This window comes from Nocardiopsis sp. NPDC006938 (assembly GCF_042869555.1).
Classification (GTDB): Bacteria; Actinomycetota; Actinomycetes; order Streptosporangiales; family Streptosporangiaceae; genus Nocardiopsis.
The window spans coordinates 130,633-154,805 of record NZ_JBIAGA010000006.1; the positions used below are offsets into that span (position 1 = coordinate 130,633).

22 protein-coding genes and 1 tRNA gene are annotated in these 24,173 nt (G+C 73.0%); 14 read left to right on the forward strand and 9 right to left on the reverse strand.

Features of this window, described 5'->3' with window-relative positions:
- The first annotated feature begins 117 nt into the window (after positions 1 to 117).
- The 3 genes from ACFYL4_RS11875 (at position 118) to ACFYL4_RS11885 (ending at position 3,025) form a co-directional block, all read left to right on the forward strand.
- Complete coding sequence (locus ACFYL4_RS11875; RefSeq protein ID WP_357769475.1) at positions 118 to 1,779, forward strand: sensor histidine kinase; 1,662 nt, start codon at positions 118 to 120, stop codon at positions 1,777 to 1,779.
- Positions 1,776 to 2,459: a response regulator gene (locus ACFYL4_RS11880; RefSeq protein ID WP_357769473.1), complete on the forward strand. Its 684-nt coding sequence runs from the start codon at positions 1,776 to 1,778 to the stop codon at positions 2,457 to 2,459. The genes ACFYL4_RS11875 and ACFYL4_RS11880 overlap by 4 nt, the downstream gene beginning before the upstream one ends.
- A gap of 197 nt (positions 2,460 to 2,656) precedes the next feature.
- Complete coding sequence (locus ACFYL4_RS11885; protein WP_357769472.1) at positions 2,657 to 3,025, forward strand: VOC family protein; 369 nt, start codon at positions 2,657 to 2,659, stop codon at positions 3,023 to 3,025.
- A gap of 111 nt (positions 3,026 to 3,136) precedes the next feature.
- On the opposite strand, the gene ACFYL4_RS11890 is transcribed toward ACFYL4_RS11885, so the two are convergent.
- Together ACFYL4_RS11890 and sigJ are read right to left on the reverse strand one after the other, a co-directional pair.
- Positions 3,137 to 4,309, reverse strand: coding sequence for an NAD(P)-binding protein (locus tag ACFYL4_RS11890; protein ID WP_387518268.1), 1,173 nt, complete (start codon positions 4,307 to 4,309; stop codon positions 3,137 to 3,139).
- Positions 4,310 to 4,313: 4 nt separating this feature from the next.
- Positions 4,314 to 5,222, reverse strand: a complete 909-nt coding sequence (gene sigJ, locus ACFYL4_RS11895) for an RNA polymerase sigma factor SigJ (RefSeq protein WP_387518269.1) — start codon at positions 5,220 to 5,222, stop codon at positions 4,314 to 4,316.
- A gap of 132 nt (positions 5,223 to 5,354) precedes the next feature.
- Between sigJ and ACFYL4_RS11900 the strand changes: the two genes are divergently transcribed.
- Positions 5,355 to 5,891: a GNAT family N-acetyltransferase gene (locus ACFYL4_RS11900; protein ID WP_357769467.1), complete on the forward strand. Its 537-nt coding sequence runs from the start codon at positions 5,355 to 5,357 to the stop codon at positions 5,889 to 5,891.
- Positions 5,892 to 5,959: 68 nt separating this feature from the next.
- Here ACFYL4_RS11900 and ACFYL4_RS11905 read toward each other — a convergent pair whose 3' ends face one another.
- From ACFYL4_RS11905 to ACFYL4_RS11930, 6 genes are all read right to left on the reverse strand, one after another.
- A complete protein-coding gene (locus tag ACFYL4_RS11905; protein WP_357769465.1) occupies positions 5,960 to 6,175 on the reverse strand; it encodes a hypothetical protein in 216 nt (71 codons plus the stop codon).
- Between the two features lie 90 nt (positions 6,176 to 6,265).
- Positions 6,266 to 6,478 (reverse strand): hypothetical protein, encoded by a 213-nt coding sequence (locus tag ACFYL4_RS11910; protein ID WP_357769463.1) that lies wholly within the window; start codon positions 6,476 to 6,478, stop codon positions 6,266 to 6,268.
- A 328-nt stretch (positions 6,479 to 6,806) separates the two neighbouring features.
- On the reverse strand, positions 6,807 to 7,337 hold the full coding sequence (locus tag ACFYL4_RS11915) for a hypothetical protein (RefSeq protein ID WP_357769461.1): 531 nt from the start codon (positions 7,335 to 7,337) through the stop codon (positions 6,807 to 6,809).
- A gap of 251 nt (positions 7,338 to 7,588) precedes the next feature.
- Positions 7,589 to 8,251 (reverse strand): NAD(P)H-binding protein, encoded by a 663-nt coding sequence (locus ACFYL4_RS11920; RefSeq protein WP_357769459.1) that lies wholly within the window; start codon positions 8,249 to 8,251, stop codon positions 7,589 to 7,591.
- A 120-nt stretch (positions 8,252 to 8,371) separates the two neighbouring features.
- Entirely contained in the window at positions 8,372 to 9,442 is a 1,071-nt protein-coding gene (locus ACFYL4_RS11925; protein WP_387518270.1) for a 2-oxoacid:ferredoxin oxidoreductase subunit beta, read from the reverse strand.
- A complete protein-coding gene (locus ACFYL4_RS11930) occupies positions 9,435 to 11,285 on the reverse strand; it encodes a 2-oxoacid:acceptor oxidoreductase subunit alpha (protein ID WP_357769456.1) in 1,851 nt (616 codons plus the stop codon). Before ACFYL4_RS11930 ends, ACFYL4_RS11925 begins: the two co-directional genes overlap by 8 nt.
- 384 nt (positions 11,286 to 11,669) lie before the next feature.
- Here ACFYL4_RS11930 and ACFYL4_RS11935 point away from each other — a divergent pair, with 384 nt between their 5' ends.
- Positions 11,670 to 12,530, forward strand: coding sequence for a M48 family metalloprotease (locus ACFYL4_RS11935; RefSeq protein ID WP_387518271.1), 861 nt, complete (start codon positions 11,670 to 11,672; stop codon positions 12,528 to 12,530).
- A gap of 67 nt (positions 12,531 to 12,597) precedes the next feature.
- Here the strand turns inward: ACFYL4_RS11935 and ACFYL4_RS11940 are convergent, their stop codons facing one another.
- Entirely contained in the window at positions 12,598 to 13,095 is a 498-nt protein-coding gene (locus ACFYL4_RS11940; protein ID WP_357760430.1) for a YajQ family cyclic di-GMP-binding protein, read from the reverse strand.
- Between the two features lie 221 nt (positions 13,096 to 13,316).
- On the opposite strand from ACFYL4_RS11940, the gene ACFYL4_RS11945 reads away from it, so the two are divergent.
- The 9 genes from ACFYL4_RS11945 to ACFYL4_RS11985 all read left to right on the forward strand — a co-directional run bounded on the left by ACFYL4_RS11945 (position 13,317) and on the right by ACFYL4_RS11985 (position 23,879).
- Positions 13,317 to 13,398 (forward strand) — tRNA-Tyr (locus ACFYL4_RS11945).
- Between the two features lie 450 nt (positions 13,399 to 13,848).
- The gene (locus ACFYL4_RS11950; RefSeq protein WP_017543038.1) at positions 13,849 to 14,094 is read left to right on the forward strand and encodes a hypothetical protein; all 246 of its coding nucleotides are present in this window, start codon (positions 13,849 to 13,851) and stop codon (positions 14,092 to 14,094) included.
- A 55-nt stretch (positions 14,095 to 14,149) separates the two neighbouring features.
- Positions 14,150 to 14,395 carry a hypothetical protein gene (locus ACFYL4_RS11955; RefSeq protein WP_191266743.1) on the forward strand — a complete coding sequence of 82 codons (246 nt, stop codon included), beginning with the start codon at positions 14,150 to 14,152 and terminating at the stop codon, positions 14,393 to 14,395.
- A 12-nt stretch (positions 14,396 to 14,407) separates the two neighbouring features.
- Complete coding sequence (locus ACFYL4_RS11960) at positions 14,408 to 14,653, forward strand: hypothetical protein (RefSeq protein WP_357760435.1); 246 nt, start codon at positions 14,408 to 14,410, stop codon at positions 14,651 to 14,653.
- Positions 14,654 to 14,663: 10 nt separating this feature from the next.
- Positions 14,664 to 14,966, forward strand: coding sequence for a hypothetical protein (locus ACFYL4_RS11965; protein WP_357760437.1), 303 nt, complete (start codon positions 14,664 to 14,666; stop codon positions 14,964 to 14,966).
- 162 nt (positions 14,967 to 15,128) lie between these two features.
- Positions 15,129 to 15,656: a hypothetical protein gene (locus ACFYL4_RS11970; protein ID WP_357760439.1), complete on the forward strand. Its 528-nt coding sequence runs from the start codon at positions 15,129 to 15,131 to the stop codon at positions 15,654 to 15,656.
- A 273-nt stretch (positions 15,657 to 15,929) separates the two neighbouring features.
- Entirely contained in the window at positions 15,930 to 17,864 is a 1,935-nt protein-coding gene (locus ACFYL4_RS11975; RefSeq protein ID WP_387518273.1) for a DUF2397 family protein, read from the forward strand.
- Positions 17,864 to 19,240, forward strand: coding sequence for a TIGR02678 family protein (locus ACFYL4_RS11980; protein ID WP_387518275.1), 1,377 nt, complete (start codon positions 17,864 to 17,866; stop codon positions 19,238 to 19,240). Before ACFYL4_RS11975 ends, ACFYL4_RS11980 begins: the two co-directional genes overlap by 1 nt.
- On the forward strand, positions 19,194 to 23,879 hold the full coding sequence (locus ACFYL4_RS11985) for an SbcC/MukB-like Walker B domain-containing protein (protein ID WP_387518276.1): 4,686 nt from the start codon (positions 19,194 to 19,196) through the stop codon (positions 23,877 to 23,879). The genes ACFYL4_RS11980 and ACFYL4_RS11985 overlap by 47 nt, the downstream gene beginning before the upstream one ends.
- The last annotated feature ends 294 nt before the right edge of the window (positions 23,880 to 24,173 follow it).

A 24,173-nucleotide genomic window follows, 5' to 3' on the forward strand; every position in this document is an offset into this window, starting at 1 on the left:
TAAAACTGGAGTCATATTGGTCGTATTGTTCGTGAAGCCTGACGGCGAAGCCGTCCCCACGACGCCGACCTGCGCGTTCACCGGCCGGGAGATGTCTCCCCGGCCACTGGAGTGCCCATGAACCCACGCCCCGTTCCCGGTCGCCTCACACTCACCGGGTCCCTTTTCATTGGATATGTCTGCCTTCTGGCGGTGGCCCTCACCGTCATCGGCTCCCTCTGGGCGATCCACCTCAACCGGGAGACCGACCGCCAGTACGCCGAACGCGTGCTCACCGTCGCCCGGTCGGTCGCGGTCCTGCCCCAGGTCGTCGAGGGCCTCGGGGACCCCGACCCCTCCGAGGAGCTCGACCCCCTGGCCGACCGCATCTCCGCCGCCACCGGCGCGGACTACCTGGTCATCGCCTCACCCGACGGAACCCGGCACACCCACCCCGACAAGGAGCGCATAGGGGAGACGGTGTCCACCGCCCCCGGACCCGTCGTGAACGGCACCGAGTGGACGGGTGTGCAGGACGGCACCCAGGGCCGCACGGTGCGCGCGAAGATCCCCGTGTTCTCCGGCGGGGGCTCCGTCAACGGCGGCGACGCCCGGGGGGAGGTGATCGGGTACGTGTCCCTGGGCATCCTCGACTCCAGCGCCAGCACCGACGCCCGCGCCTCCATCCCGGTCATCCTCGCCGCCACGGTGCTCGTGCTGATCCTCGGCGTGGGCGGCTCGTGGGTGCTCTCCCGCCAGGTCCGCGCCAAGACCCACGGACTGGAACCGGCCGACATCACCGCCCTGCTGGAGAGCCGGGAGGCCCTGCTGTACGCGGTGCGCGAGGGCGTGCTCGCGGTGGACCGGGACGACCGGGTCCTACTGGTCAACCAGCCCGCCCGCACCATGCTCGGCCTGCCCCGGGGGGTGGAGGGCCGCCGCCTGGACGAGCTCGGCCTCTCCGAGCGGGTCCGCGACATCGTGTCCGGCGCCGACCCGGGGGACGACCTCATCCTGCTCTCCGGGGAGCGCGTGCTGGTCGCCAACCGGATGCCCGTGCGCATCCGGGGCGAGGAGGCCGGGGCCGTGGTCACCCTGCGGGACCGCACCGAGGTGGACCGGCTCACCGGCGAACTCGACGGGGCGCGAACCGTGACCCGGGGGCTGCGCGCCCAGACCCACGAGTTCGCCAACCGGGTGCACACGGTCGCCGGGATGCTGGAGCTGGGCGCCCACGACGAGGCCCGCGCCTACCTGGCCGACCTCGCGGCCACGCACACGCGCACCTCCAGCGGGGTGGCCGAGCACGTCCGCGACCCCGCGCTGGCGGCGCTCACCCTGGCCAAGTCCGCGCAGGCCTCCGAGCTCGGCGTGGACCTGCGCCTGTCACCCATGACCAGCGTCCCGGTCTCGCTCAAGGGCGACCTGCGCTCCGACGCGCTGCTGACCCTGGGCAACCTGGTGGACAATGCCCTGGACGCGGTCACCCCGAACGGGTGGGTGGAGCTCATGGTGCGGTTGCACACCCGGGCCGACACCGGGCTGCCCCACGACCTCCTGGAGATCCGGGTGACCGACTCCGGGCAGGGGGTGGCCGACGACCTGGCGGAGGAGATCTTCCGCTACGGGTTCACCACCAAGGCCTCCCGTGACGGGGGGACCCGTGGTCTGGGGCTGGCGCTGGTCAAGCAGGTGTGCGAGAGCAGAGGGGGAAGCATCGAGATGGAGGCACCCGACGCCGAGGAGGGCGCGGTGTTCACCGCCTGCCTGCCGGTGGTCACGGCGGGGGTGGGCCGGTGATCCGCGTGCTGGTGGTCGACGACGACGTCCGGGTGGCCCGCAACCACCAGGAGCTGGTGGAGTCGGTGCCGGAGTTCACGGTGGTGGGCGTGGCGCACACGGCGGCCGCCGCGCTGGCCCAGGTGCGCGGCCACCGCCCCGACCTGGTCCTGCTCGACCTCCACCTGCCGGACGCCTCGGGCATCTCGGTGATGCACACCCTGCGCTCGGCGACCGGCCACGGCGCGCCGCAGCCGGATTTCCTGATGATCACCGCGGTCCGCGACATCGCCCAGGTCCGCGCCGCCCTGCACGGCGGGGCCGTGCACTACCTGCTCAAACCGTTCCCGCTGAGCGCCCTGCGGGACCAGCTGGAGCGCTACGCGGTGGCGCGGCGCCAGATGGAGGGCGAGCGGCAGGCCACCCAGCAGGACGTGGACCGGCTGTTCGGGCTGCTGCGCCCGCCCGCCGCGCGGTCGCTGCCCAAGGGGCTGACCGCCGCCACCGTCGACCTGGTCGCGGGTGTGCTCCGCGAGGCCGAGGGCGAGGTCTCGGCCTCCGACGTCGCCGAACGCTCCGGGGTCTCCCGGGTGACCGCGCGCCGGTACCTGGAGCACCTGTGCGCGGACGGCCGGGCCGAGCTGCGGATGCGCTACGGTTCGGCGGGCCGCCCCGAGCACCTCTACCGCTGGGTCGCCTGACCCCGGGGCCGTCGGCCGTCGTTCGGGTACGTCCGGGTGCCTGGTGGTCATGGCCCGCACACCGCCTCTCCTGGTCCGGTAGGCCCAGTGTCTCCGGCGAAGCCGGGTTACCGGTGGGTTTCCACAGCCCCGAACGGACCGATGGCACGGTGGCGCGGAGCCGCCGGAACGTCGGTGGCGCGTGTCACACTCGGAGCATGCTCGATCACCTAGGAATCCAGGTCGCCGACCCCGAAGCCAGCACCGCCTTCTACGATGCCGTCCTCGCCGCCCTGGGGCACCGGCGTGTCCTCCAGTTCGGGCCGGTCATCGGCTACGGCACGGAGGAGCCCCAGTTCTGGATCTCCCCCAGCGAGACGGAGGGGCCCGCGCGGGAGTCGCACATCGCCTTCCGCGCACCGGACCGGGCGACGGTCGACGCCTTCTTCGCGGCGGCTGTCGCCACCGGCGCCGAGGTGCTGCACGAGCCCCGGGTCTGGCCCGAGTACCACGAGCACTACTACGGGGCCTTCGTCCGCGACCCGGACGGCAACAACGTGGAGGCGGTCAGCCACGTACCGGGCTGACCGGCGGTCCCGCGTGCGCGGATTCCCGGCGCGGCGGGTCGGTGGGGGCGGACCGCAGATCGCCGACCGGACGGCACGGGCCCGGGACCGGAACGCCCCGGGCCCGTGGTGTCAGGGGGCGCCCGCTCCCGAACGGGCTCCGGTCCGTGACGCGCTCCGCCCCGTGGCCAGCTCGGCGGCGCGCACGGCGCTGGTGAGGGCCACCTCGCCCAGCAGTCCCGGGGCGGCCACGGCGTCACCGGCCAGGTAGACGCCGTCCCCGCGGTCGATGGCGGGTCGGTCCCGCCAGGTGGTGCCCGGCAGGTCCAGCGCCCCGGTGCGACCCCGGGCCACCTGGTCCCGGCGCCAGGTGAGCCGGTCACGCCATCCCGCCAGGGCGGTGTCGAGCAGCGCCTCCAGTCGCGCGGTGGTCGCGGCGCGCGACTCCCCGGGCCGTACCGGCAGCTGTGCCTGGACCAGGTCCTCCCCGGCCGGAGCGAGGGTGGGGTCCACGACGCTGTAGCGCTCCAGGAACCCGCACTCGTCGGAGTCGAACACCAGGAACGGGTCCCCGGCGCGCCGCCGGACCCCCAGGTCCACCATGAGCGTGTGGCCGCTCTCCCAGGTCAGGGAGGGGTCTCCGAGCAGGGCGCGCGCGGAGTCCAGGGACGTGGCGACGATGGTCGCCCCCTCGGGCCGTCCCTCGGCCCGGGCCTCCAGTTCGATCCGTACCCCGGCCTGCCGGGCCCGCGCCGCGAGGTGGTCCACCAGGGCGGTCCAGCCGCCCACCACGTACCGGGGGGAGGGCAGGCCCGGCCGGGTCACGCGCAGGAAGCGGTCCCAGACGAAGGCGGCCGACAGTCGCGCGGGCTCCGCGTCGAAGAGTGCCACCCCCATCATGTTGCCCACCGCGCGGGCGGACGCGGCCCCCAGCGCCTCCTCGGCCCACGAGCCGAAGTCCCGGTCGTGCGGGGCGCGCAGCCTCCGGCGCGCGGCGGCGCGGAGCACCGCCGCGGGCGGCCCGCCGACGCTGCCCCGGTACCGCCAGCGCACCCCCAGCGAGGCCCTCAGTGAGATGGTCCTGGCGGGCGGGACCAGGTCCCGCGCGCGCAGCCACACGTAGGGCGCCGAGTCGGAGTACAGCACGTGCGGGCCGTCGTTGGCCACGTACGGCGGTGCGGTGGAGCGGGCCCGCCCGCCCAGGGTCCGGTGCGATTCCAGCAGGGTGACGTTCGCGCCGAGTTCGGCGCTGGCGATGGCCGCGGTCAGTCCGGCGAGGCCACCGCCCACAACGGTGATGTCCATACCCCTAGGACGGGTCGGCGGTCCGCAGACGTGACATCTTGTCGGGGTTGGCCATCAGGTACACGTGCCGGACCCGGTCCTCGAAGACGTCCAGTGCCAGCAGCAGCACCGGAACCCCCCGCGCGCTCACCACCGCCGCCGGGCCGCCGTTCACCTCGGTGACTTCCATGGAGAGTTCCGCCATGGTGTCCGCGCCCACGGACCGCAGGAAGCGCGTGACGTTGCGCTTCTCGGTCACCGAGGTGAGGAACCGGCCCACCTTCCGGGGGCCGTGCAGCACCCGCAGCGGGGCCCGGGCCTTGCCACCGCCGTCGCTGACCATGGTGGCGTCCTCGGCCAGCATGCCCGTGATCCCGTCCAGGTCGCCCTCCAGGCAGGCCCGGAGGAAGCGTTCGGTCATGCGGCGGCGCTTCGGGCGGTCGACCTCGAAACGTGGGCGGCGTTCGCGCACGTGGTCGCGGGCGCGCCGGGCCAGCTGGCGGGTGGCCTCCTCACTGCGCCCGATGACCTCGGCGATCTCGGCGTAGGGGAGCTGGAAGGCCTCGTGCAGGACGAACACGGCGCGCTCCAGGGGGCTGAGCGTCTCCAGCACCACCATCAGCGCGAACTCCACCGAGTCGGCGAGCTCGGCGCGCTCGGCGGCGTCGGGCAGGTCGCTGACGGGTTCGGGCAACCACTCGCCCACGTAGGACTCGCGCTGGGTGCTGGCTTTGCGCAGCCGGTCGATGGCCAGCCGGGACACCACGGTGACCAGGTAGGCGCGGGGGTTGTCGACCGTGCCGACGGGCACCCCGGACCACCGCAGCCACGCCTCCTGGACCACGTCCTCGGCGTCGGCGGCGCTCCCGAGGACCCGGTAGGCCACCCCGTTGAGCAGCGGGCGATGGGATTCGAAGACCTCTGTCGTCGTCATGTCAGGACAGACGTATCACCCTTCGCCCTCCGTGACACGTCAGGCGGAGGCCGTTCGGAGCGGGGCGCTTGCCTCGTGGGGGGACCGGCCCTAGGTTGGCGCGATCGGGAACGTCGGTGAGAGGGGTGGCGGTTGTACGTCCTACGTGAGTGGAACCGGGGCGACACCGACCGGTTGCTGGAGGCCTTCGCCTGGGACGAGTTGGCCCGTCAGGAGCCCGAGGTGCCGCGTACGCGCGACCAGGCTCTGGAGTGGATCGACCGGAGGCCGGTCCTTGCCGCGGAGGGCGACGTCCACGGGTTCGCGGTGGTCGACGGGACGGACCGCGTGTTGGGGCACGCGCAGCTCGGCGTCACCAGCCGCAGGCACGGTCTGGGGTGGCTGTCGTACTGGACGCACCCGGCCGAGCAGGGCCGGGGTGTGGCCTCGGCCGGGGCCGACCTGGTGGCCCGGTTCGCCTTCGGGGAGCTGGGCCTGTTCCGGGTGGAGACGGGGCACCGGCTGAACAACCCGGGGTCGTGTGTGGCGGCGCGCCGGGCGGGGTTCCGGCCGGAGGGGATCGAGCGGGCCAAGCTCCGCTACGGAACCTCGCGCTTCGACACCGGGACCCACGCGCGTCTGGTCACGGATGCGGTCGAGGGTGTGGCGGAGGGGGTCTGCGGGGGCTGAGCACACGAAACGCGGGGCACGGTGGGTGATCACCGTGCCCCGCGTGGTTCCCGTTCCGGGAGTCTCGACTACCAGTCGAAGACGGAGATGCCGGAGGTGCTGGTGCTGTTGATGACGTTGCAGCCCTCGGAGCTGAAGCCGGCGAAGGAGATGACGTCGGCGCAGATCGGCACCGTGATGTTCTGGATGTGGGCGTTGTTGTCCGCGGCGGCGGTGCCGGTCATGGCGCCCAGGGCGAGGCCGGTGGCGAGGAGGAGACCGGAGACGGCGGTGATGCGCTGCATGGTGTGTATCCCTTTCGGTTGGTGTTGCGTTGGTGAAACTGGAAGGTCTGAAGAGGGGGCCCGCGACGGCCGGCCTACGCGACGGCTGGCCTAGTCGTGGACGGCGATGCCCGAGGTGGAGTTCCAGTCGACGACGTTGCAGCCGCTGGCGCTGAAGCCGGAGGCCTTGAGGACGTCGAGGCAGACCGGGATGGTGATGTTCTGGATCTGGGCGTTGTTGTCGGCCGCGGCGGTCCCGGTCAGGGCTCCGAAGGCGAGGCCGGTGGCGAGGACGAAACCGGAAACCTTGGCGATACGGGTCATGGTGGTTACCTTTCGGAAGTGCAAAACAGGTTGGCTGCGGCCGCCGGAATTAACTTAGCGTAGCTAGGCACGTGCTTGAAGTGATTTCCGGGAAGATTCCAGAGTTTCCCTGGAGATTCTTCGGCTTCGGGTCGGACATGGCGGGCATGTCGCCACACGGAACCCGTCCGCGTTACACAAACGAAAGCGTGCCTGGATCAGAGTTCTGGCAAATGCATCGGAATCCGACCATGCACGACATGAACCGACGTGGTGGTGCCAAACCGGACAAGAAAAAGGGGCCCGCACGGTCTCACCGTGCTGGCCCCGCTGTTCGGAAGGGGTTCGGCTACCAGCCCTGCTGCTGTCCGTAACCCGGGTACTGCTGCCCATAGCCGGGCTGCTGGCCGTATCCCGGCTGTTGCTGCTGCCCGTAACCCGGGTACTGCTGCTGGTCGTAGCCGGGGTACTGCGGCTGCTGGCCGTAGCCCTGGCCGTAACCCGCGTACGGGTCCGGCTGCTGGGCGCCCGTCGGGTGCTGCTGGTAGGCCTGCTGCTGGCCGGACTGGTCCTGCGCCACCTGCTGCTGGGCCTGCGGCGCCTCGGCCCCGGACTCCTTCGTCGACCCGGTGTCCGGACGGAAGATGAACAGACGCGCGGCGGCGGACTCACCGGTCTCGCTCGGGGTGATCAGCTCCAGACGCCACCCGGCCTCCTCGATGCCCTCGAGGATGCGGGTCAGGCCCGGCCGCAGCTTGCTGGACGCCTCGTCGTAGGCGTTGACCTCCAGCTGGATGATGAACATCCGACGCTTCTGCTGCGCGGCGACCTTGGCGTGCTCGACGACAGTGCTGTCCCTCACGACCTGCGTGACGCTCATGAATAACCGTACCCATCTGCTCTGCGGAGCTGCTTCACCCGTCGGGTTCGTTCCCGGTCGCCCGCGTCCACCGTGACGGGATTCCGCCGGGCTCCGCCCCCATCATGCCTCCTATGAGGGCATCTGGCCACAGAGGCCCGGAACCGCCGACAAGGGCGGGAACCGCCGGGGGCACCGGGGGCGCCGCGCGGGCACCCCCGGTGCCGCACCGGGAACCGGCGGTCCGGAGCCCGGGCCGCCGAACGGGTTCGCTATCCGGCGGCGGCGCGGACCGCCTCCACGACCGGCGTGCCGCCGTTCACCAGGTTCAGGACCCGCTTGGCCGTCCCCGGCTCGTCCAGCAGTGCCACGATCACCGCGGCCACGTCGTCCCGCGTCACCGAGTCGCGCTCCACGTCCTCGCCCAGGTCCACCTGGCCGGTTCCGGCCTCGTCGGTCAGCCGGCCGGGCCGCAGGATCGTCCAGTCCAGGTCGAGGTCGTGCTCGCGCAGGTCGTCGTCGGCCGCCTTCTTGGCCGCCACGTACGCCGCCCACACCTCGTCGGAGCCCTCGGGAACCGGCTGGTCCACGTTGATCGCGGAGACCTGCACCAGGCGGCGCACCCCCGCCAGGGCCGCCGCGTTCGCGGTCAGGGACGCCGCCTTGTGGTCCACCGAGGTCTTGCGGGCCGCGCCGCTGCCGGGCCCGGCGCCGGCGGCGAACACCACGGCGTCGGCGCCCATGATCCTCTCGGTCAGCTCGGTGACCGTGGCCTTCTCGAGGTCGATGACGACCGGCTCGGCTCCGGCGTCGACGACGTCCTGGGTGTGGTCGGGGTTGCGGATGAGGGCGACGGGCTGGTCACCGCGTGCTGCCAGGAGCCTGGCCAGCCGCAGCGCGATCTTCCCGTGTCCACCGGCGATGACGATACGCATGAGGGAAGCGTAGGGCCTGGGAGGCCGACGCACCGGGGACGACCCCCGGGCGGCGACGGTGAACTTCCCGACGCCGCCCGGGGGAATACCCCCTGACCGATGGCGGGGGTCAGGGCGCCGTCACTCCACGGTCCACGTGTCACCGCTGGACAGCAGGGCCGCCAGGTCGCCCGCGCCCTGGCGGGTGCGGGCCTCCTCCACCTGAGCGTTGAGCATCTCGTCGTAGACCGGCCGCCGCACGTCCCGGAACACCCCGACCGGCACGTGCTCGAAGGCGGGCTGGTCGAGCCTGGACAGTGCGAACGCGTACCCCGGGTCCGGGCGGTGGGCGTCGTGCCGGATCAGCCGGTCCTCACCGACCGACGCCGTGTCCACGACCTCCAGCCCGCCGAAGCCGTCCGCGACCACCCCCCGGTCCGGTCCCAGCCGGAGCGGCTCGCCGTGTTCCATGCGCAGCAGCCGCAGGTCCCGTGAGGTCGGGTCCTTCAGCGGCTCGAAGGCGTCGTCGTTGAAGATCGGGCAGTTCTGGTAGATCTCCACGAACGAGGCGCCGGGGTGGTCCGCCGCCGCGCGCAGCACCGAGGTCAGGTGTTTGCGGTCGGAGTCCACGGTCCGCGCGACGAAGCCCGCCTCCGCGCCCAGGGCCAGCGACACCGGGTTGAACGGGTGGTCCAGCGACCCGGTCGGCGAGGACTTGGTGACCTTCCCGGTCTCGGAGGTGGGGGAGTACTGGCCCTTGGTCAGCCCGTAGATCCTGTTGTTGAACAGCAGGATGTTGATGTTGACGTTGCGGCGCAGCGCGTGGATCAGGTGGTTGCCGCCGATCGACAGCCCGTCGCCGTCCCCCGTGACCACCCACACCGACAGGTCCGGTCGGCTGGCGGCCAGCCCCGTCGCGATCGCCGGGGCACGCCCGTGGATCGAGTGCACGCCGTACGTGCTCAGGTAGTAGGGGAACCGGGAGGAACAGCCGATCCCGGACACCATCACGATGTTCTCGCGCGGCACCCCCAGCTGGGGCAGGAACGACTGGAAGGCGGCCAGGACGGCGTAGTCGCCGCACCCGGGGCACCAGCGGACCTCCTGGTCGGACTTGAAGTCCTTCGCCCGGTACTCGGTGTCGGTCCGGGGTACCAGCCGCAGCCCGGCCGGGGCCCGGTCCGGGAGCGCTCCGTTCGTGTCGTCAGTCACGGTCGATGACCTCCCGCAGCACGTCAGCGAGCTCTTCGGCCTTGAAGGGCAGCCCGCGGACCTTGTTGTAACCGATCACGTCCACCAGGAAGCGGCCGCGCAACAGCAGCGACAGCTGGCCCAGGTTGATCTCCGGGACCACCACCCGGTCGTAGCCCCGCAGGACCTCGCCGAGGTTGGCGGGGAAGGGGTTGAGGTGGCGCAGGTGCGCCTGGGCGACCCGGCCCCCCGCACGCCTCACGCGGCGCACCGCGGCGGTGATCGAACCGTGGGTGCCGCCCCAGCCCAGTACGAGCACGTCGGCGTCGCCCGTGGGGTCGGACACCTCCAGGTCGGGGATGTCCCGCGCGATGGCGTCCACCTTGGCCTGCCGGGTGCGGACCATCAGGTCGTGGTTGTCCGGCGTGTAGGAGATGTCGCCGGTCCGCGCGTGCTTCTCGATCCCGCCGATCCGGTGCTCCAGGCCCGCCGTGCCCGGAACCGCCCAGGGCCGGGCCAGGGTCAGGTCGTCACGCAGGTACGGAAGGAAGGTGCCGTCCGGGCCGTTGGGCTCCGTGGCGAAACCGGGGTCGATCACCGGCAGGTCCGCGACCTCCGGTAGCCGCCAGGGCTCGGAGCCGTTGGCCAGGTAGCCGTCGGACAGCACGATCACCGGGGTCCGGTACCGCACCGCCAGCCGGACCGCCTCCAGGGCCGCGTCGAAGCAGTCGGCGGGGGAGGAGGGCGCCACCACCGGCACCGGCGACTCGCCGTTGCGCCCGAACAGCGCCATCAGCAGGTCCGTCTGTTCGGTCTTGGTGGGCATGCCGGTACTGGGCCCGGCCCGCTGCACGTCGACCACGACCAGCGGGAGCTCCGTCATCACCGCCAGGCCCACGGCCTCCTGCTTGAGCACCATGCCCGGGCCGGAGGTGGTCGTGACCCCGAGGGAACCGCCGAACGAGGCGCCGACGGCCGCGCCGACACCCGCGATCTCGTCCTCGGCCTGGAACGTGCGCACGCCGAACCGCTTGTGCCGGGACAGCTCGTGCAGGATGTCCGAGGCCGGGGTGATCGGGTACGAGCCCAGGAACAGGGGCAGGCCCGACCGCTCGGACCCGGCGATCAACCCGTAGGCGGTGGCCAGGTTCCCGGTGATGTTGCGGTAGGTGCCCGGCGCGAGCCTGGCTGGTCTGACCTCGTAGGAGACGGCGAAGTCCTCCGTGGTCTCGCCGAAGTTCCACCCGGCCCGGAACGCCGTGAGGTTGGCGGCGAGGATCTCCGGCCGACTCGCGAACTTGGACTCCAGGAACGAGGTGGTCCCCTCCGTGGGCCGGTTGTACATCCACGACAACAGCCCCAGGGCGAACATGTTCTTCGCGCGCTGGGCGTCCTTCTTCGACAGGCCCGACCCCTCCAGGGCGGCCACCGTCATCGAGGTGAGGCCCACCGCGCTGACGTGGAAGCCGTCCAGGGTGCCGTCGGTGAGGGGGTCGGTCGCGAATCCGACCTTGGCGAGGCTGCGCTTGGTGAACTCGTCGGTGTTGACGATGACGGTCGCTCCCCCGGGCAGGTCCCCGAGGTTGGCCTTCAGAGCGGCGGGGTTCATCGCCACGAGCACGTCCGGGGCGTCGCCCGGCGTCACGATGTCGTGGTCGGCGAAGTGGAGCTGGAAGCTGGAGACCCCGGGCAGGGTTCCGGCGGGGGCCCGGATCTCGGCGGGGAAGTTCGGCAGGGTCGAGAGGTCGTTGCCGAACGACGCGGTCTCCTGGGTGAAGCGGTCTCCGGTCAACTGCATCCCGTCGCCGGAGTCCCCGGCGAACCGGATGATGACCCGGTCGAGCTGTTGTATCCGTTTGGCCACTGAGATCGACGACCTCCTTGGTCAGCCACCGGTCGTGACGGGCGGCGGCGCTGTGGTGTCTGTCCCCGGCCGAAGCTCGCGGTCACGGGCCGGGTGCCTGGATCGGGGTCAGGGGACGGCGCGGCCCCACACGCCCCGGGTGCGCCAACCCGGATGGTGTCCTCACGGCCGTCGGCCGTGACGAGGGCCACGCTCGCACTATAGGTCGTCGCCCTCCCGCGGACGCGGGGCGGGTGGCCATTGTCACAGCCGCTCCGCGTCCGGGCTGGAAGGGGGATGTGACCGACAGCTGGTCACATGGGGAACGCAAGACGCCGACCCGCACGTTTGTCACCATGTACGCATCCATAGCCGGGCAGCGGCCAAGAGCGGAAGGAGGGCCGCGTGCACGTCAACGCGATCCGCGCGGTCGGTCTCTTCGTCGGCACCTCGGTGCTCGCCGTCGTCGTCGGCTGGCTGTGCGGGGCGGAGAAGGGCGTGCAGGCCTCGGTGGCGCTGGTCGCCTGCGCCGCGATCCTGGTCTACCTCTTCGGGAACTCCCTCGCGTTGCGGGCCATGCGGGCCCGGCCGGTCAGCGAGATCGAACGGCCCGAGCTCTACCGGATGGTGCGGGAGCTGGCCACCGCCGCGAGACAGCCCATGCCCCGGCTCTACCTGTCCCCGATCCGCTCGCCCAACGCCTTCGCGACGGGGAACAGCCCGCGCAGGGCGGCCCTGTGCTGCACGACCGGGCTCCTGCGCGCCCTCGACGAACGCGAGCTGCGCGGCGTCCTGGCGCACGAGCTGGCGCACATCCGCTCCTACGACACGCTGATCAGCTCGGTGGCGGCCACTCTCACCGCCCTCATCACCGCCCTGACCGCGGTCTCCTTCCTGCTTCCCCTGGGGGACTCCGAGGAGACCGACCTGCCCAACCTCCTGGGCGGCCTGATGATGGCCGTGCTGGCCCCGCTCGCGGCGGTGGTCGTCTATTTCGGTGTGGGTCGTGCGCGGGAGTTCCGGGCCGACGAACGGGCCGCGGAGATCACCGGCGACCCGTTGGGGCTGGCCTCGGCGCTGCTCAGGCTGGAGGAGGGGAACCGTGAGCACCCCCTGCCCCGGGAGCGCGCCCTGCTGGCCGCCTCCCACCTGATGACGACCAACCCGTTCCCGGGGGGCGTGGGGCGCCTGTTCGCCGCGCACCCGCCGGTCGAGGAGCGGGTGCGGCGCCTGCGCGAGCTCCGCCGCAGATGGGACCTGGGCTGAGGGCGCTCCGCGAGACGCGACGGCCGCCCACCCCGGCAGGGGCGGGCGGCCGTCGCGTCTCGGGTGGCTAGCGGTAGTTCACGAACTGCAGCGCCAGGTCGAAGTCCTTCTCCTTGATGAGGTTCATGACGCTCTGGAGGTCGTCCTTCTTCTTGGAGCTCACCCGCAGCTCCTCACCCTGGATCTGCGCCTTGACGCCCTTGGGGCCCTCGTCCCGGATGAGCTTGGAGATCTTCTTGGCGTCCTCGGAGGTGATGCCCTCCTTGAGGCTGATCGGCAGCCGGTACTCCTTGCCCGAGGGCTTGGCCTCCTCGGCCGGGTCCAGGATCTTCAGGGAGAGCTTGCGCTTGATCAGCTTCTCCTTGAAGACCTCCAGGGCGGCCAGGGCGCGCTCCTCGGAGCCGCTCTTGATCTCGATGCCGTCCTCGCCCTGCCAGGCGATGGTGGTCCCCGTGCCCTTGAAGTCGAACCGCTGGGACAGTTCCTTGCCCGCCTGGTTCAGCGCGTTGTCGACCTCCTGACGGTCGAGCTTGGACACCACGTCGAAACTGGATTCGGCGGCCACGTACTCTCACACCCCGCTACGTCTCATGGGTCACGGGCGCCGGGGCGCCCGTGTACGTCTCGTCCGGCCCGGTCCGGGCCGGGTTCCGAGCTTAGCCGCGCCCCGCGCGGACCCGTCTGACGAGCCCTGGGAGGACGCGCCTGGGAAATCGATTTCAGGTTCGGGCCCATCATCCGCTATTGTCGTTCCTGCGCAGCGACGCACCGCGTCGCAGCAGCCCAGGCGGGTTGCCCGAGCGGCCAATGGGAGCGGACTGTAAATCCGTCGGCTTAGCCTTCGAAGGTTCGAATCCTTCACCCGCCACAGGGAGTACGAAGCCCCCGGCACCAACAGGTGCCGGGGGCTTCGTCGTGTCCGGGGTCGGGGTGCGGCCGGGGCCGGACACGACACGCTTGAGGGGTGGGACCGCCTCTCTCAAGGCACGCGGGGCTCGCGCGGGATCGGGAGGGCGCGCGGACGGTCCGGCGATTCGGGCGGTTGCGAGACGGTCACGCTCCGAGTGCGCTTTGGTCACTCTGTGTGACCTTTGATCGTCCCGGCAGGCCCTCGGCGTGCTGATAAATCATCGCATTGTCCCTTTTGTTTTCGGGGGCAAAAGGAATGCTACTGGCAATCTGGACAAATGGTCGCCGGAGTTTCGGCGTTGACAAAAATCGTGGGTCGGATGATGATTGCACCAGTCCACCGCGACACAGGTGCAAAAGCGCCTGCGTCTTTTTCTGTCAATGCCTCGCTTGAATTCTCGGGGGAAACATGATCAAGAAGCTGACCGCTGCTGGCCTGGTCGCTGGTGCCGCGATGGGCGCGCTCCTCATGGGCGCTCCCGCTCACGCCTCGCACGGCGGTGACCAGCAGTTCAACCAGAACCTCCAGCTCGTCCCGATCCAGTCCTGCAACCTGACGGGCAGCGTTGGTCTGGTCGCCGTCACCGTGCCGATCCTGTCGCCGCAGACCACGGGCGACTGCGTGAACGGCCCCATCGGCACCAACATCAGCTAGTTCCGGCATCGGTTCGACCGAGACCATATCTCACATTCTTCTGAAGGGTAATTCAATGCTGCGTAAGCTCGGTGTTGCCGGCCTCGTCGCTGGTGCTGCTTTCTCTGCCGTTCTGGCCGCCACCCCGGCCTCCGCCTCCCACGGTGGCGACCAGCAGTACAACCAGAACCTCCAGGCCATCCCGGTCCAGCTGTGCAACACCAGCGCCGCCGTCGGCCTGGTCGGTGTGAACGTGCCGATCCTGTCGCCGCAGACCACCGGCGACTGCGTCAACGGCCCCATCAGCACCAACATCGACTAGGAGAACCCCACAATGCGTAAGTTCACCGCTGCCACCGCCATCGCCGGTGTCGCGCTCGGCGCCATCCTCGCGGCCGCTCCCGCGTCCGCCTCCCACGGTGGCGACCAGCAGTTCAACCAGAACCTCCAGCTGGTTCCGGTTCAGCTGTGCAACACCGAGCTGGCTGTCGGCCTGCTCGCCGGCGTCAACGTGCCGATCCTGTCGCCGCAGACCGCCGGCGACTGCGTCAACGGTCCGGTCAGCACCAACATCGACTAGGGAGCCCCACATGCTGCGCAGGTTCACCGCCGCCACGGCGATCGCCGGTGTCGCGCTCGGCGCGATGCTCGCGGCCGCTCCGGCCTCCGCGTCGCACGGTGGCGACCAGCAGTTCAACCAGAACCTCCAGCTGGTTCCGGTTCAGCTGTGCAACACCGAGCTCGCGGTCGGGCTGGTCGGCGCCAACGTGCCGATCCTGTCGCCGCAGACCACGGGTGACTGCGTCAACGGTCCGGTCGGCACCAACGTCGACCACGACCGCGCCGACGAGGTCGACCACGACCATGGTCACGACCACGGCTACGGCTACTGATCACCCGACGGTGATCGACGGGGCCCCAGGGCTCCGGTGACGGAACAGAGCGGGATCGAGGCCCCCCGGCACATGCCGGGGGGCCTCACCGCTTCCCCCACGGCGACCACGACGGCGATGATGGTCGTGGAGCCAGGAGCCCCCATGAACCGAGGAGGCCGGTTGAAGCCCGCACTCTTGGCCCGAACCCTGCTGCTGGGAACCGCCCTGGCACTGACCCTCCCCGCCTGCGGTCAGGCGGGCGACCCCGCCGAGGACCGTCCCACCGAGCGCGAGGACGCCACGGGCGAGCCCCGGGACGAGGACGACGAGGACACCCCCGCCGCCGAGGGCGAGGTCCGGGTCCTCAACCTGCACGGGGACGAGGAGGGTTTCGAGGACCAGACACCGGGGGTCTACGTCGCCACCGCGTCCACGACCTTCACCGACATGGAGTGGGACCAGTGGGACGACACCCGCGCTCGCGGCGAGGGCGAGGTCCTGGGCACCTGGTGCATGGACCAGGGGTGCCAGGACGACCCCTACGACGTCGAGGTCGAGCTCGGTGACCCCGTGGAGGTCGACGGCACCTGGTACTTCTCCACCTACTCGATCACCGAGTACGACGACGACATGCCCCAGGAGCAGCGGGACGCCCTGGCGGAGGCCGACGACGGACGGCTGACCCTGCCCGCCGCCCCGGGCGACTAGAGCCCGTCCTTCCACGCTGTCCGATCGTGTCGGTGGAGCCGCCATCGACGCGGACGGCCGCCCGGTGGTCGCGAGCGCGGCATGATCGTCGGGGCCCGGGCCCCCGGGCGGGGGGACGTGAGCTTCGACTCCGCCCCCGCTCCCCGGAATCCTCACAAAGTCGAGAAAACTATCGAACCCGCTGGTCAGATCGGGCGCCGAGCGGGTTTCACCCGACTCCGGTCCGGCCGATCCGGGCGTGGCGGGCCCCGGAGGTCTCTAGTCTGCTGAGTTGTGGGACTCAACCAGTGGGCGGACGACCGCGCGGACGAAGGACAGGGCACCGGTGACCGGCCGGTGCCACGGCACGGCCGCGCCGCTCTGCTGCGCCTGGCCGCCTGGTTCGAGGAGGCCGAACCGGACCGCGCGGAGCTGTTGGCCACGGCCGCGTTCGCCCTACACCCCGCACGGCACCTGGAGGGGCGGGTCGACGACACGGTCGCGGCCACCACGAGCTGGTGGCACGCCGAGGCGGACCGCAGCACCGTCACCGAACACCCCGGAACCCGACCGCCCGAGCCCGTGCGCGACCACCGCGCCCAGCAGGCGCGCCTGCGCGACGCGGCCGAGTCCTCCGCGCACTGGCGTCGCGCCGGCGCCGAACAGATCCGCTCCCTGCTCACCGAACCCACCGCCGACCGCGCCCGTCTGGACCTGTCCGGCGCGGGCATGGAGGTCCTCATGGAGCTCCTCACCGCCGCGCTGGGCTCCGGCGACGCCTCCAGGCGCCCCACCTCCGCCGGTGACCTGGAGTTCGGACTGCGCCTGCACGTCGTCTCCGCGCCCGGGGCCGAGCTCACCGTCCGGGGCGAGGGCGGCGACCTGACGCTGGAGGGCCTGAGCCTGTGCGTCACCTCCTACGAAGAGCACGCTGCGCCCGCCGGGTCCGACTCCTCGGGGGCGACCGCCCCCGGGGCGGACGCGGAGCCCGGAGCGGCCGGGACCGTCCTCTCGGGTGACCGCACGTCCGGCGCTGGGACGGACGCCGGTTCCGGCGGCAGGCCCGAGTCCACCGCGGCCGGTGGAGCGCCCGAACCCGGCGAGTCCGGGGCGCTCGACAACCGTGGCGCGCCGACGGTCACCGCAGGGCCCACGGAGGCTCCGGGGGCGGCGGCGCCCGGTGCGGTCGGGGACTCCACCGCGCCGGACGATTCCGGTGTTCCTGTCGCGAACGCCGGGAGTGCGGAGGCCGGGGGCACGACACCCGTGACCGGTGTACCCCTCGCGACGGGTGACACGGGTGCCGACATCACGACGTCCGGGTCTTCGGGGGGCGGCGCCTCGGAGGTATCCGGGGTCGGCGCCTCTGAGGTACTCGGCGGGGCACCGGCCCCCGGCGTTCGCGACGCCGGGCCTTCGGGACGTTCGGGTACCGGTGCGATGGCGGGAACCGAGCCCGGTGGGTCCTTGGGGTCCGCGCCGCCCCGTGGGCCCCTCGTCGAAGGAGCCCCGGAAGGGGCCCGCGCGGCCGTTGGGGACTCGGGGTCTGCTGCGACTGGTGGGCCTGCTGCGCCTGGTGGGCCTGGTGGGGATCAGGCGGTGAGCGGGCCCGGTGTTCTGGGCGCGCCGTCCGGTGCCCCGGAGAACCGGAACGCTGCCTCTGGTGCGCCGAGCGTGACCTCTGGGTACCCGGGTCCCGGTGCGGCTGGTGGGTCGCGCGGGACCGCGCCGCCCCGAGCCTCCGGTGGACCCCGTAGGACCCCTGAGACCGGTGCGGCCTCCGGGACGGTACCCGGTGCTCCGCCCCTCGCCTCCGAGAGGCCGGGGCCGCCCGCCCCGGCCTCCCGCGCTCCCTGGGAGGGTGCGTACTCCGCCCCCGGGCCCAGCGGCCCCCGTGTGCCCGGCGCGCCCCCCGCGCCCGACGGCCCGGGTGGGACCGGTGGTCGCGCCACACCCGGCGCGCCCCCCGCGCCCGCCCCGGGCGGCGGGTCCCCGGCCTCCGGTGCGCCGGACGCTTCCTGGGCACCGGGTGGGCCCGGCGCGCACGCCGTGTTCTCCGAGCGCTCCAGTCCCCCCGGGAGGACCACACCCCCCGGACCCGTCCCGCCGGGCCGGGCACCCCACGAACCCCCGGGCACCGGTGACCCCACCGGCTCCGCTCCCGACGTCGAGACCACCGGCCCCATCGACATCGCCGGAGACACGCCCCGAACCGGAAGGTGGGAGTGATGGAGACCGGTACCCACACCGAGGACGCCGCCCTCATCGGTGAGCGTCAGGCCGCGGCCCGCGCGCTCATGGCCCACCCCCTGCTCACCCGGCGCACCCACCCGGCCGAGTTCTCCCTCGTGCGCTCCCACACCGAATGGCTCGTCCAGCGCTTCCAGCGGGTGCTCGGCTACCGCCTGACCGTCGCCGACGAGCACGCCCGCCTGGTCAAGCGTGGCCTGGTCGACGAGGTGGTGCGGCCCGCCACCCGTACCACCGGCACCCGCTTCACCCCCCGGACCCACACCTACCTGGCGCTGGTCCTGGCGGTCCTGGTCGAGCAGACCGGAGCGGTCACCGCGCGGGTCCTCGCCGAACGGGTCCGCGCGGCCGCGAGAGAGGCCGGGGTCGACGCGGACCCGGGCCGCGGCCTCGGCGAGCGCCGTGCCTTCTGCGCCGCCCTCCGGCACCTCGTGGGCCTCGGCGCGCTCACCGAGACCTCGGGGAGCGTCCTCGCCCACCAGGCGGACCCCGCCCACCGGGTCGAGCTGGCCCCGGACACCGGAGCCCTGCGCGCCGTCGTCGCCCACCTACCCCGGGCGGGCGACGACCCCGGGACGTTCCTTGCCGACGCGTCGGACCCCGACCCGGAGACCGACCAGGCGGGTGAGATCGCCCTGCGCCGCCTGCTCGCCGAGACCGCCGTGGTCTACCGCGAACACCTCCCCGACCGCCAGCGCGACCGGCTCGCCGCCCACCAGTGGCGGGCCGCGGCCGCCCTGGGGAACCTGCTCGGCTGCGACACCGAGATCCGCGCCGAGGGTGTGGCGCTCGTCATGCCGGACGAGACGGAGGCCGCCGTGCGCTTCCCCTCGGACGACCCGGTGGGTCGAACGGCCCTCGCCCTGGTCCGCCACCTGTCCGGCCGCCTGCACCCCGGCCGCCCCGCCACCTCGGTCCCCGTGTCCGACCTGGAACTACGTACCGCGTTGGACGCCCTCGGCGGAGCCGACGCCCCGGCCCGCGCCGAGTGGGCGCGCGCGGCCGGGCCCGAGATCCCCGATCCGGAACGCCTGTCCGGTCTCGTGACGGAGCTCCTCACCGGGCTCGGCCTGTTGTCGGGCGGCCCCGGAGCGTGGGCGCTGACCGCCGCCGCGGCCCGGTTCGGCGCCGACGTGGACGAGTGCGTCCCCCTGATCCAGGACAATGACGAAGACAGCCGGACACACCCCGCGCCTCCGCGTGGTTCCGGTCAGGACGGGCCCGCCCCCGGGGCCGACGCCCGAGGCGACCTCGACCGTGTGGCGTCCGTGCTGCAAACGGTGGCGAACGAGAAGGTGAGCGCGACCAGTGGTGACACAGGAGACGATCCAGGCCCCCGGGACGGCTCCGGCTGATCCTGCCGACACCCCCCGCTACCGCCTGGAACGCGCGGGCATCAGGAACGTCTGGCAGTACGACGACCACGTCCTGGACTTCGCCGAAGGGCGGCTCCTGCTGCGCGGTCGCAACGGCGCGGGCAAGTCCAAGGCCCTGGAGATGCTGCTGCCGTTCCTGCTGGACGGCGACGTCCGCCGCCTGGACACCACCGGCACCAACCGCACCAGCCTGCGGTGGCTGATGGCCGACGACCCCCGCGCGGGTCGCGGGCCGGTCCCCGAGGACACCGGCCCGGACCTGCTCGGCGGCCCCGCGGAACCCGCTCCCGAGGTGGAGGAGGAGACGGGGCCCGCGGACGGCGCCGCCCCGGCGGCCCCCGGCGACGGCGGGGAGACCGGGTCCGGGCCCGCCACCCGCCTGGGCTACCTGTGGGTCGAGTTCACCACCGCGCGCGGCGACCGGGGGCTGGACGCCCCCGCCCGTTCGCTCGCCGCGTCCGCTCCCACCACCGCCTCCGCCCTGCTGGCCGCCCTCGTCCCCGCCCCGGCGGCCGAAGGGGAGGGCGGCGCCTCACCCGAGGGGGAGGACCCCGGCACCGACGCCACGGTGGCGGACACCGGTGACCCCGGCGTCCCGCCCCGCCACATCACCCTCGGAGCGGCGGTGATGGCGGTCGGCGACGCCGACCCCCGCTGCGTGTTCTTCGTGACCGACCGCCGCGTCGGCCACGACCTCGAACTGGTCACCGACGGACGCCCCAAGCCCGTCGACCGGCTGCGTTCGGAGATCGGCTCCGACAACTGCTTCACCAGCGCCGTCCCCTACCGCGCCCGGGTGATGCGCGACCTGTTCGGCATCGACGACTCCGTCCGCTACCGCAACCTCATCCACCTGCTCTACCGCCTGCGCCGCCCCACCATCGGCGACCGCCTGGAGGCCGGTGAGCTGGTCGGCGTGCTGTCCGAGGCGCTCCCGCCCATGGACGAGTCCGTCCTGGACGAGGTCGCCCGCAACATCGCCGACCTCGAACAGGCCCGCAGCGACAAGGACGGGCTCGCCGAGGCCGGTGCGGGGGTCGCCGCCTTCCTCACCGACTACCACGGCTACCTCCTGCACACCCTGCGCGCCCGCTCCTCGGAGGTCCGAGAACAGCTCGACGCCTGCACGCGCCGCACGGACGAGACCGACCGCCTGCGCGCGGAGCTGGACGACCTCATCACCGCCGAGAGCCAGATCGCGGAGGAACGCGACCAGGCGCGCCGCACTCGCGACACCGCCGAGGCCGACGACGGCACCCTCGCCTCGGCCCAGAACGGCGCCGCCACCGCCACCGCCAACGAGCGCCGCGCCTACGACGCCGCCGTGGGCGCCTACATCCGCGCCGCGGAGGCGGCCTGGGCCGCCGCCGAGCACGCCGCCACCACCGAGACCCACGCGGTGGAGCGCCTCGGTGAGGACTCCGCGGCGATCGAACGCGCGCTGGAGGTCCTGCGCCAGACCCATGTCGAGGCGGCGCGCGCCGCCACCGCCGCCGGGCTCGACACCCGCGCGCTCGGCCAGATCCCCGACGCCCGCACCGCCGTGCACGCGCCAAGGGAGAGCGCCACCCGGGTCGACCTCCAGGGCCTCGAACAGGCGGTGGAGCGCGCCCCGGTGGAGGGCGTCGACCTCGCCGACCTCCGTGAGCAGCTCGGCCGCCTGCACGACCGGCTCACCTCCGCCGCCGACTCCGCGGCCGACCGCACCGACCTCGCCGCCCGGCTGACCGGCCTCACCTCCGCGGCGGCCGCGGCGGACCGCCGCCTGGTCGCGCTGACCAGCGAGGCCGAGAGCGCCGAGGCCGTCCTGGAGCACGCCCACACCCGGGAACAGGAGGCCATCGGCGCGCTGCGCGCCGAGAGCACCGCCTACGCGGACGGGGTCCGCGCCTGGGCGGCCCGGCTGCGGGACTCCAGCCACGCGCACGCCCTCGGCGAGGCCATCCACGAGCTGGAGGGCAGTGTGGAGCTGCCCATCACGGACACCCTGCGTGTGCTGGACCCCCGGGTCCCGGCCACCGTCGCCCGGCTCGCCCACACGGCCGTCGACCCTCTTCTGGAGGAGCTGCGGGCCCGTCGCGACGTCGCCGTCAACGAGGAGGGCCAGCTCTCCGACGAGCTCGCCGACCTCGCGGCCCGCCGCGCCCGCAACGCCGACAGCGCCCCCGAACGCCCCGCCTGGGCCACCTACCCGCGTCCGGAGGCCGACGGAGTCCCCTTCCACCTGGCCGTGGACTTCGCGGACGGCCTCTCCCCGCGCGACCAGGCCGGGCTGGAGGCCGCGCTGGAGGCCAGCGGCCTGCTCGCCGGGTGGATTCGCGCGGACGGCACCCTCGTCGACCCCGCCACCCGCGACCTGATGGTGACCCCGGCCCGCCCCGCCAAGGGCCGCACCCTGCTGGACGTCCTCGTGCCCGTCGCCTTCCCCGACCGGGGCGCGCACGGCGACAACCTCCGTTCCCTGCTGTCCTCGATCGCCCTGCACTCGGAGACGCCCGGCAGCTCCGAGGACGCCGAACCCAAGCACCGCCGCGACAGCGCCGTCACCACGGTCAGCTCCATGTCGCTCTCCGGTGGGTGGCGCCTGGGGGTGGCCTCCGGCGCCCACTTCAAGGCCGAGCCCGAGTTCATCGGCGAGGCCGCCCGTAAACGCGCCCGCGACCGCCGGTCCGCCAACACCGACCGCCGTATGGCCATCGCCGAGGCCCTCCTCGCGGAGGCGGGCGAGCGCCGCTGGGGGGTCGAGCGCTCCTACACCGAACTGCTCGGTGTCTCCCGCGACCTCCCCGAGGCCGCTCCGCTCATCCGCGCCTGGGCCGCGCTCGACGTCGCCCGCGCCGACGTGGCCGCGGCCAGGCGGGCGCACGACACCGCCGGGTCCGCCGCCGAGGCGGCCCGGACCGAACTCCTCGGCATCCGCTCGCGCCTGGCCGAGGCGGCCCGCGAGGAGCGCCTGCCCACCGTGCGCGCCGAACTCGACAGCGCCCTGCGGGCCCTGGACCACCTACGGGTCCTGATCGCCTCGGCCCTGCGCGACCTGGACGTCCTCGCCTGGGAGCTGGCCGACCACGAACGCCACACGCACGCGTGGTCGCGGGCCCGGGCCGCCCGGGTCCTGGCCGAGGACGCCCGCGCGGCGGCGATCGACGACATGATCACCGTGCGCCGTCAGTTCGAGCTCGGCGACCGGGCCCGGGGCGTCGCTCCGGAACAGATCGACGCGGCCCGTGCCCAGGTGAGGGAGCGCGCCGAGGAGGCCGCCGGTCGGCTGCCCGAACTCGAACGCGACGCCCAGCGCGCCCGCGACGAGCGCGTCAGCGCGGAGGCCCGCCTGGAGGTCGCCACCACCGAGCGCGCCGAGCAGGTGCGCCGGGCATTGGCGGCGGGCGAGGCCCTGGTCTCCTCCGTCACCACCGTCGGCGACCCCGACAGCAGGGCGGTCACCGGCACGGAGGACACGGTTCCCGACGCCGTGCTGCTCCGCGCGGCGGGGCTGGAGGACTGCGCGGGGGACGACGCGCCCCTGGCCCGCTACCTCGCGGCCGTCAACGGCGGCCCGGAGGCCGAGACCACCGGGCCGGACGAGCGCCTGGCCCTGCTGGCCTCCTTCGCCTCGCAGCTGGAGGGCGGGCTGGCCGCTCAGGAGGAGGTCGTCGAGGTCGACGACAGCGGCATCCTCGGCAGCCGGGAGGAGCTGCACCGCCTCCTCACCTCGGTGGGCTGGGGGCAGACCCGTACCGAACTCAGCGAACCACGCGGGGTGAAGCGCCTCACCGTCCACGACGAGGACGGCGCCCACGACGTCGCCGCCTACGCCGAACGGGTCGCCGAGGCGGTCGTGCGCGCGGAGGAGACCGTGGCCGTCGCCGAGGAGGAGGCCTTCGAGCGCCACCTCCTGGGCGAGCTGGCCGGTCACCTCTCCCGCCAGATCGACGAGGCGCGAGCCCTCATCGCGACCATGAACGACGTCCTCAAGGACGTCACCACCTCGGCCGGTCTCGGCGTACGCATGGACTGGAGCCTGGCCCCGGACGCGGGCGCCGACGTCGAGGCGGTCGTCCCGCTGCTGGCCACCCCGCCCGAGGAGCGCACCCGGGTCCAGACCACCCGCCTGCGCGACGCCCTGCGCCGCTGCATCGAGGCGATCCGCCGCCTGGACCCGACCGCCACCGGCGGAGCCCAGTTGCGCGCCGCGCTCGACTACCGGTCCTGGTTCACCTTCACCGTGTACGTCACCGACTCCGCCGGAGACGAGCGCCGTCTGGGCCACCGCACCGCCCTCAGCCAGGGCGAGCAGCGCGTGGTCGCCTACCTGGTGTTGTTCGCCGCCGCCGCCGCCCAGTTCGACGCCCTGGCGGTCCGCGCCCCGTGGGCGCCGCGCCTGATCCTGCTGGACGACGCCTTCGCCAAGGTCGACGAGCCCACACACGGGCGGTTGCTCGGCCTGCTGGTCGAACTCGACCTGGACTTCGTGCTGACGTCCGAGCGCGTCTGGGGCTGTTTCGCGAGCGTGCCGAGTCTCAACATCTACGAGTGCCTGCGCGACCCGAACGTCCCGGGCATCGCGACCCTGCACTTCACCTGGGACGGCAGCAGGAGGCGGCTGGTCGGGGTGTGACCCCGGGCCGGGGCGGTTTCGGGGACACGCCGACACGCTCCGGCCGACCGTGCCACAGTGGCGTGGGTCACGTCCGTTTTCCGGGGAAGGCGCCGGGGGCGTGTCGGTGGCGGCGAACACGAGGGCGCCGGGGAGTGTGGGGACGGTGAGCACCGTGCGGGAGGAGTCGGGCGGTCGGCGGGGGACGGGCGTCCGGGACGGCCGGGGGCGCCGCACCGCCCCCGAGTCGGCGCCGTGGGCGGGCCGGACCGGGGCCGGGAGCCGTCCGGCGGGCGCACCACCAGCGCGCTTCCT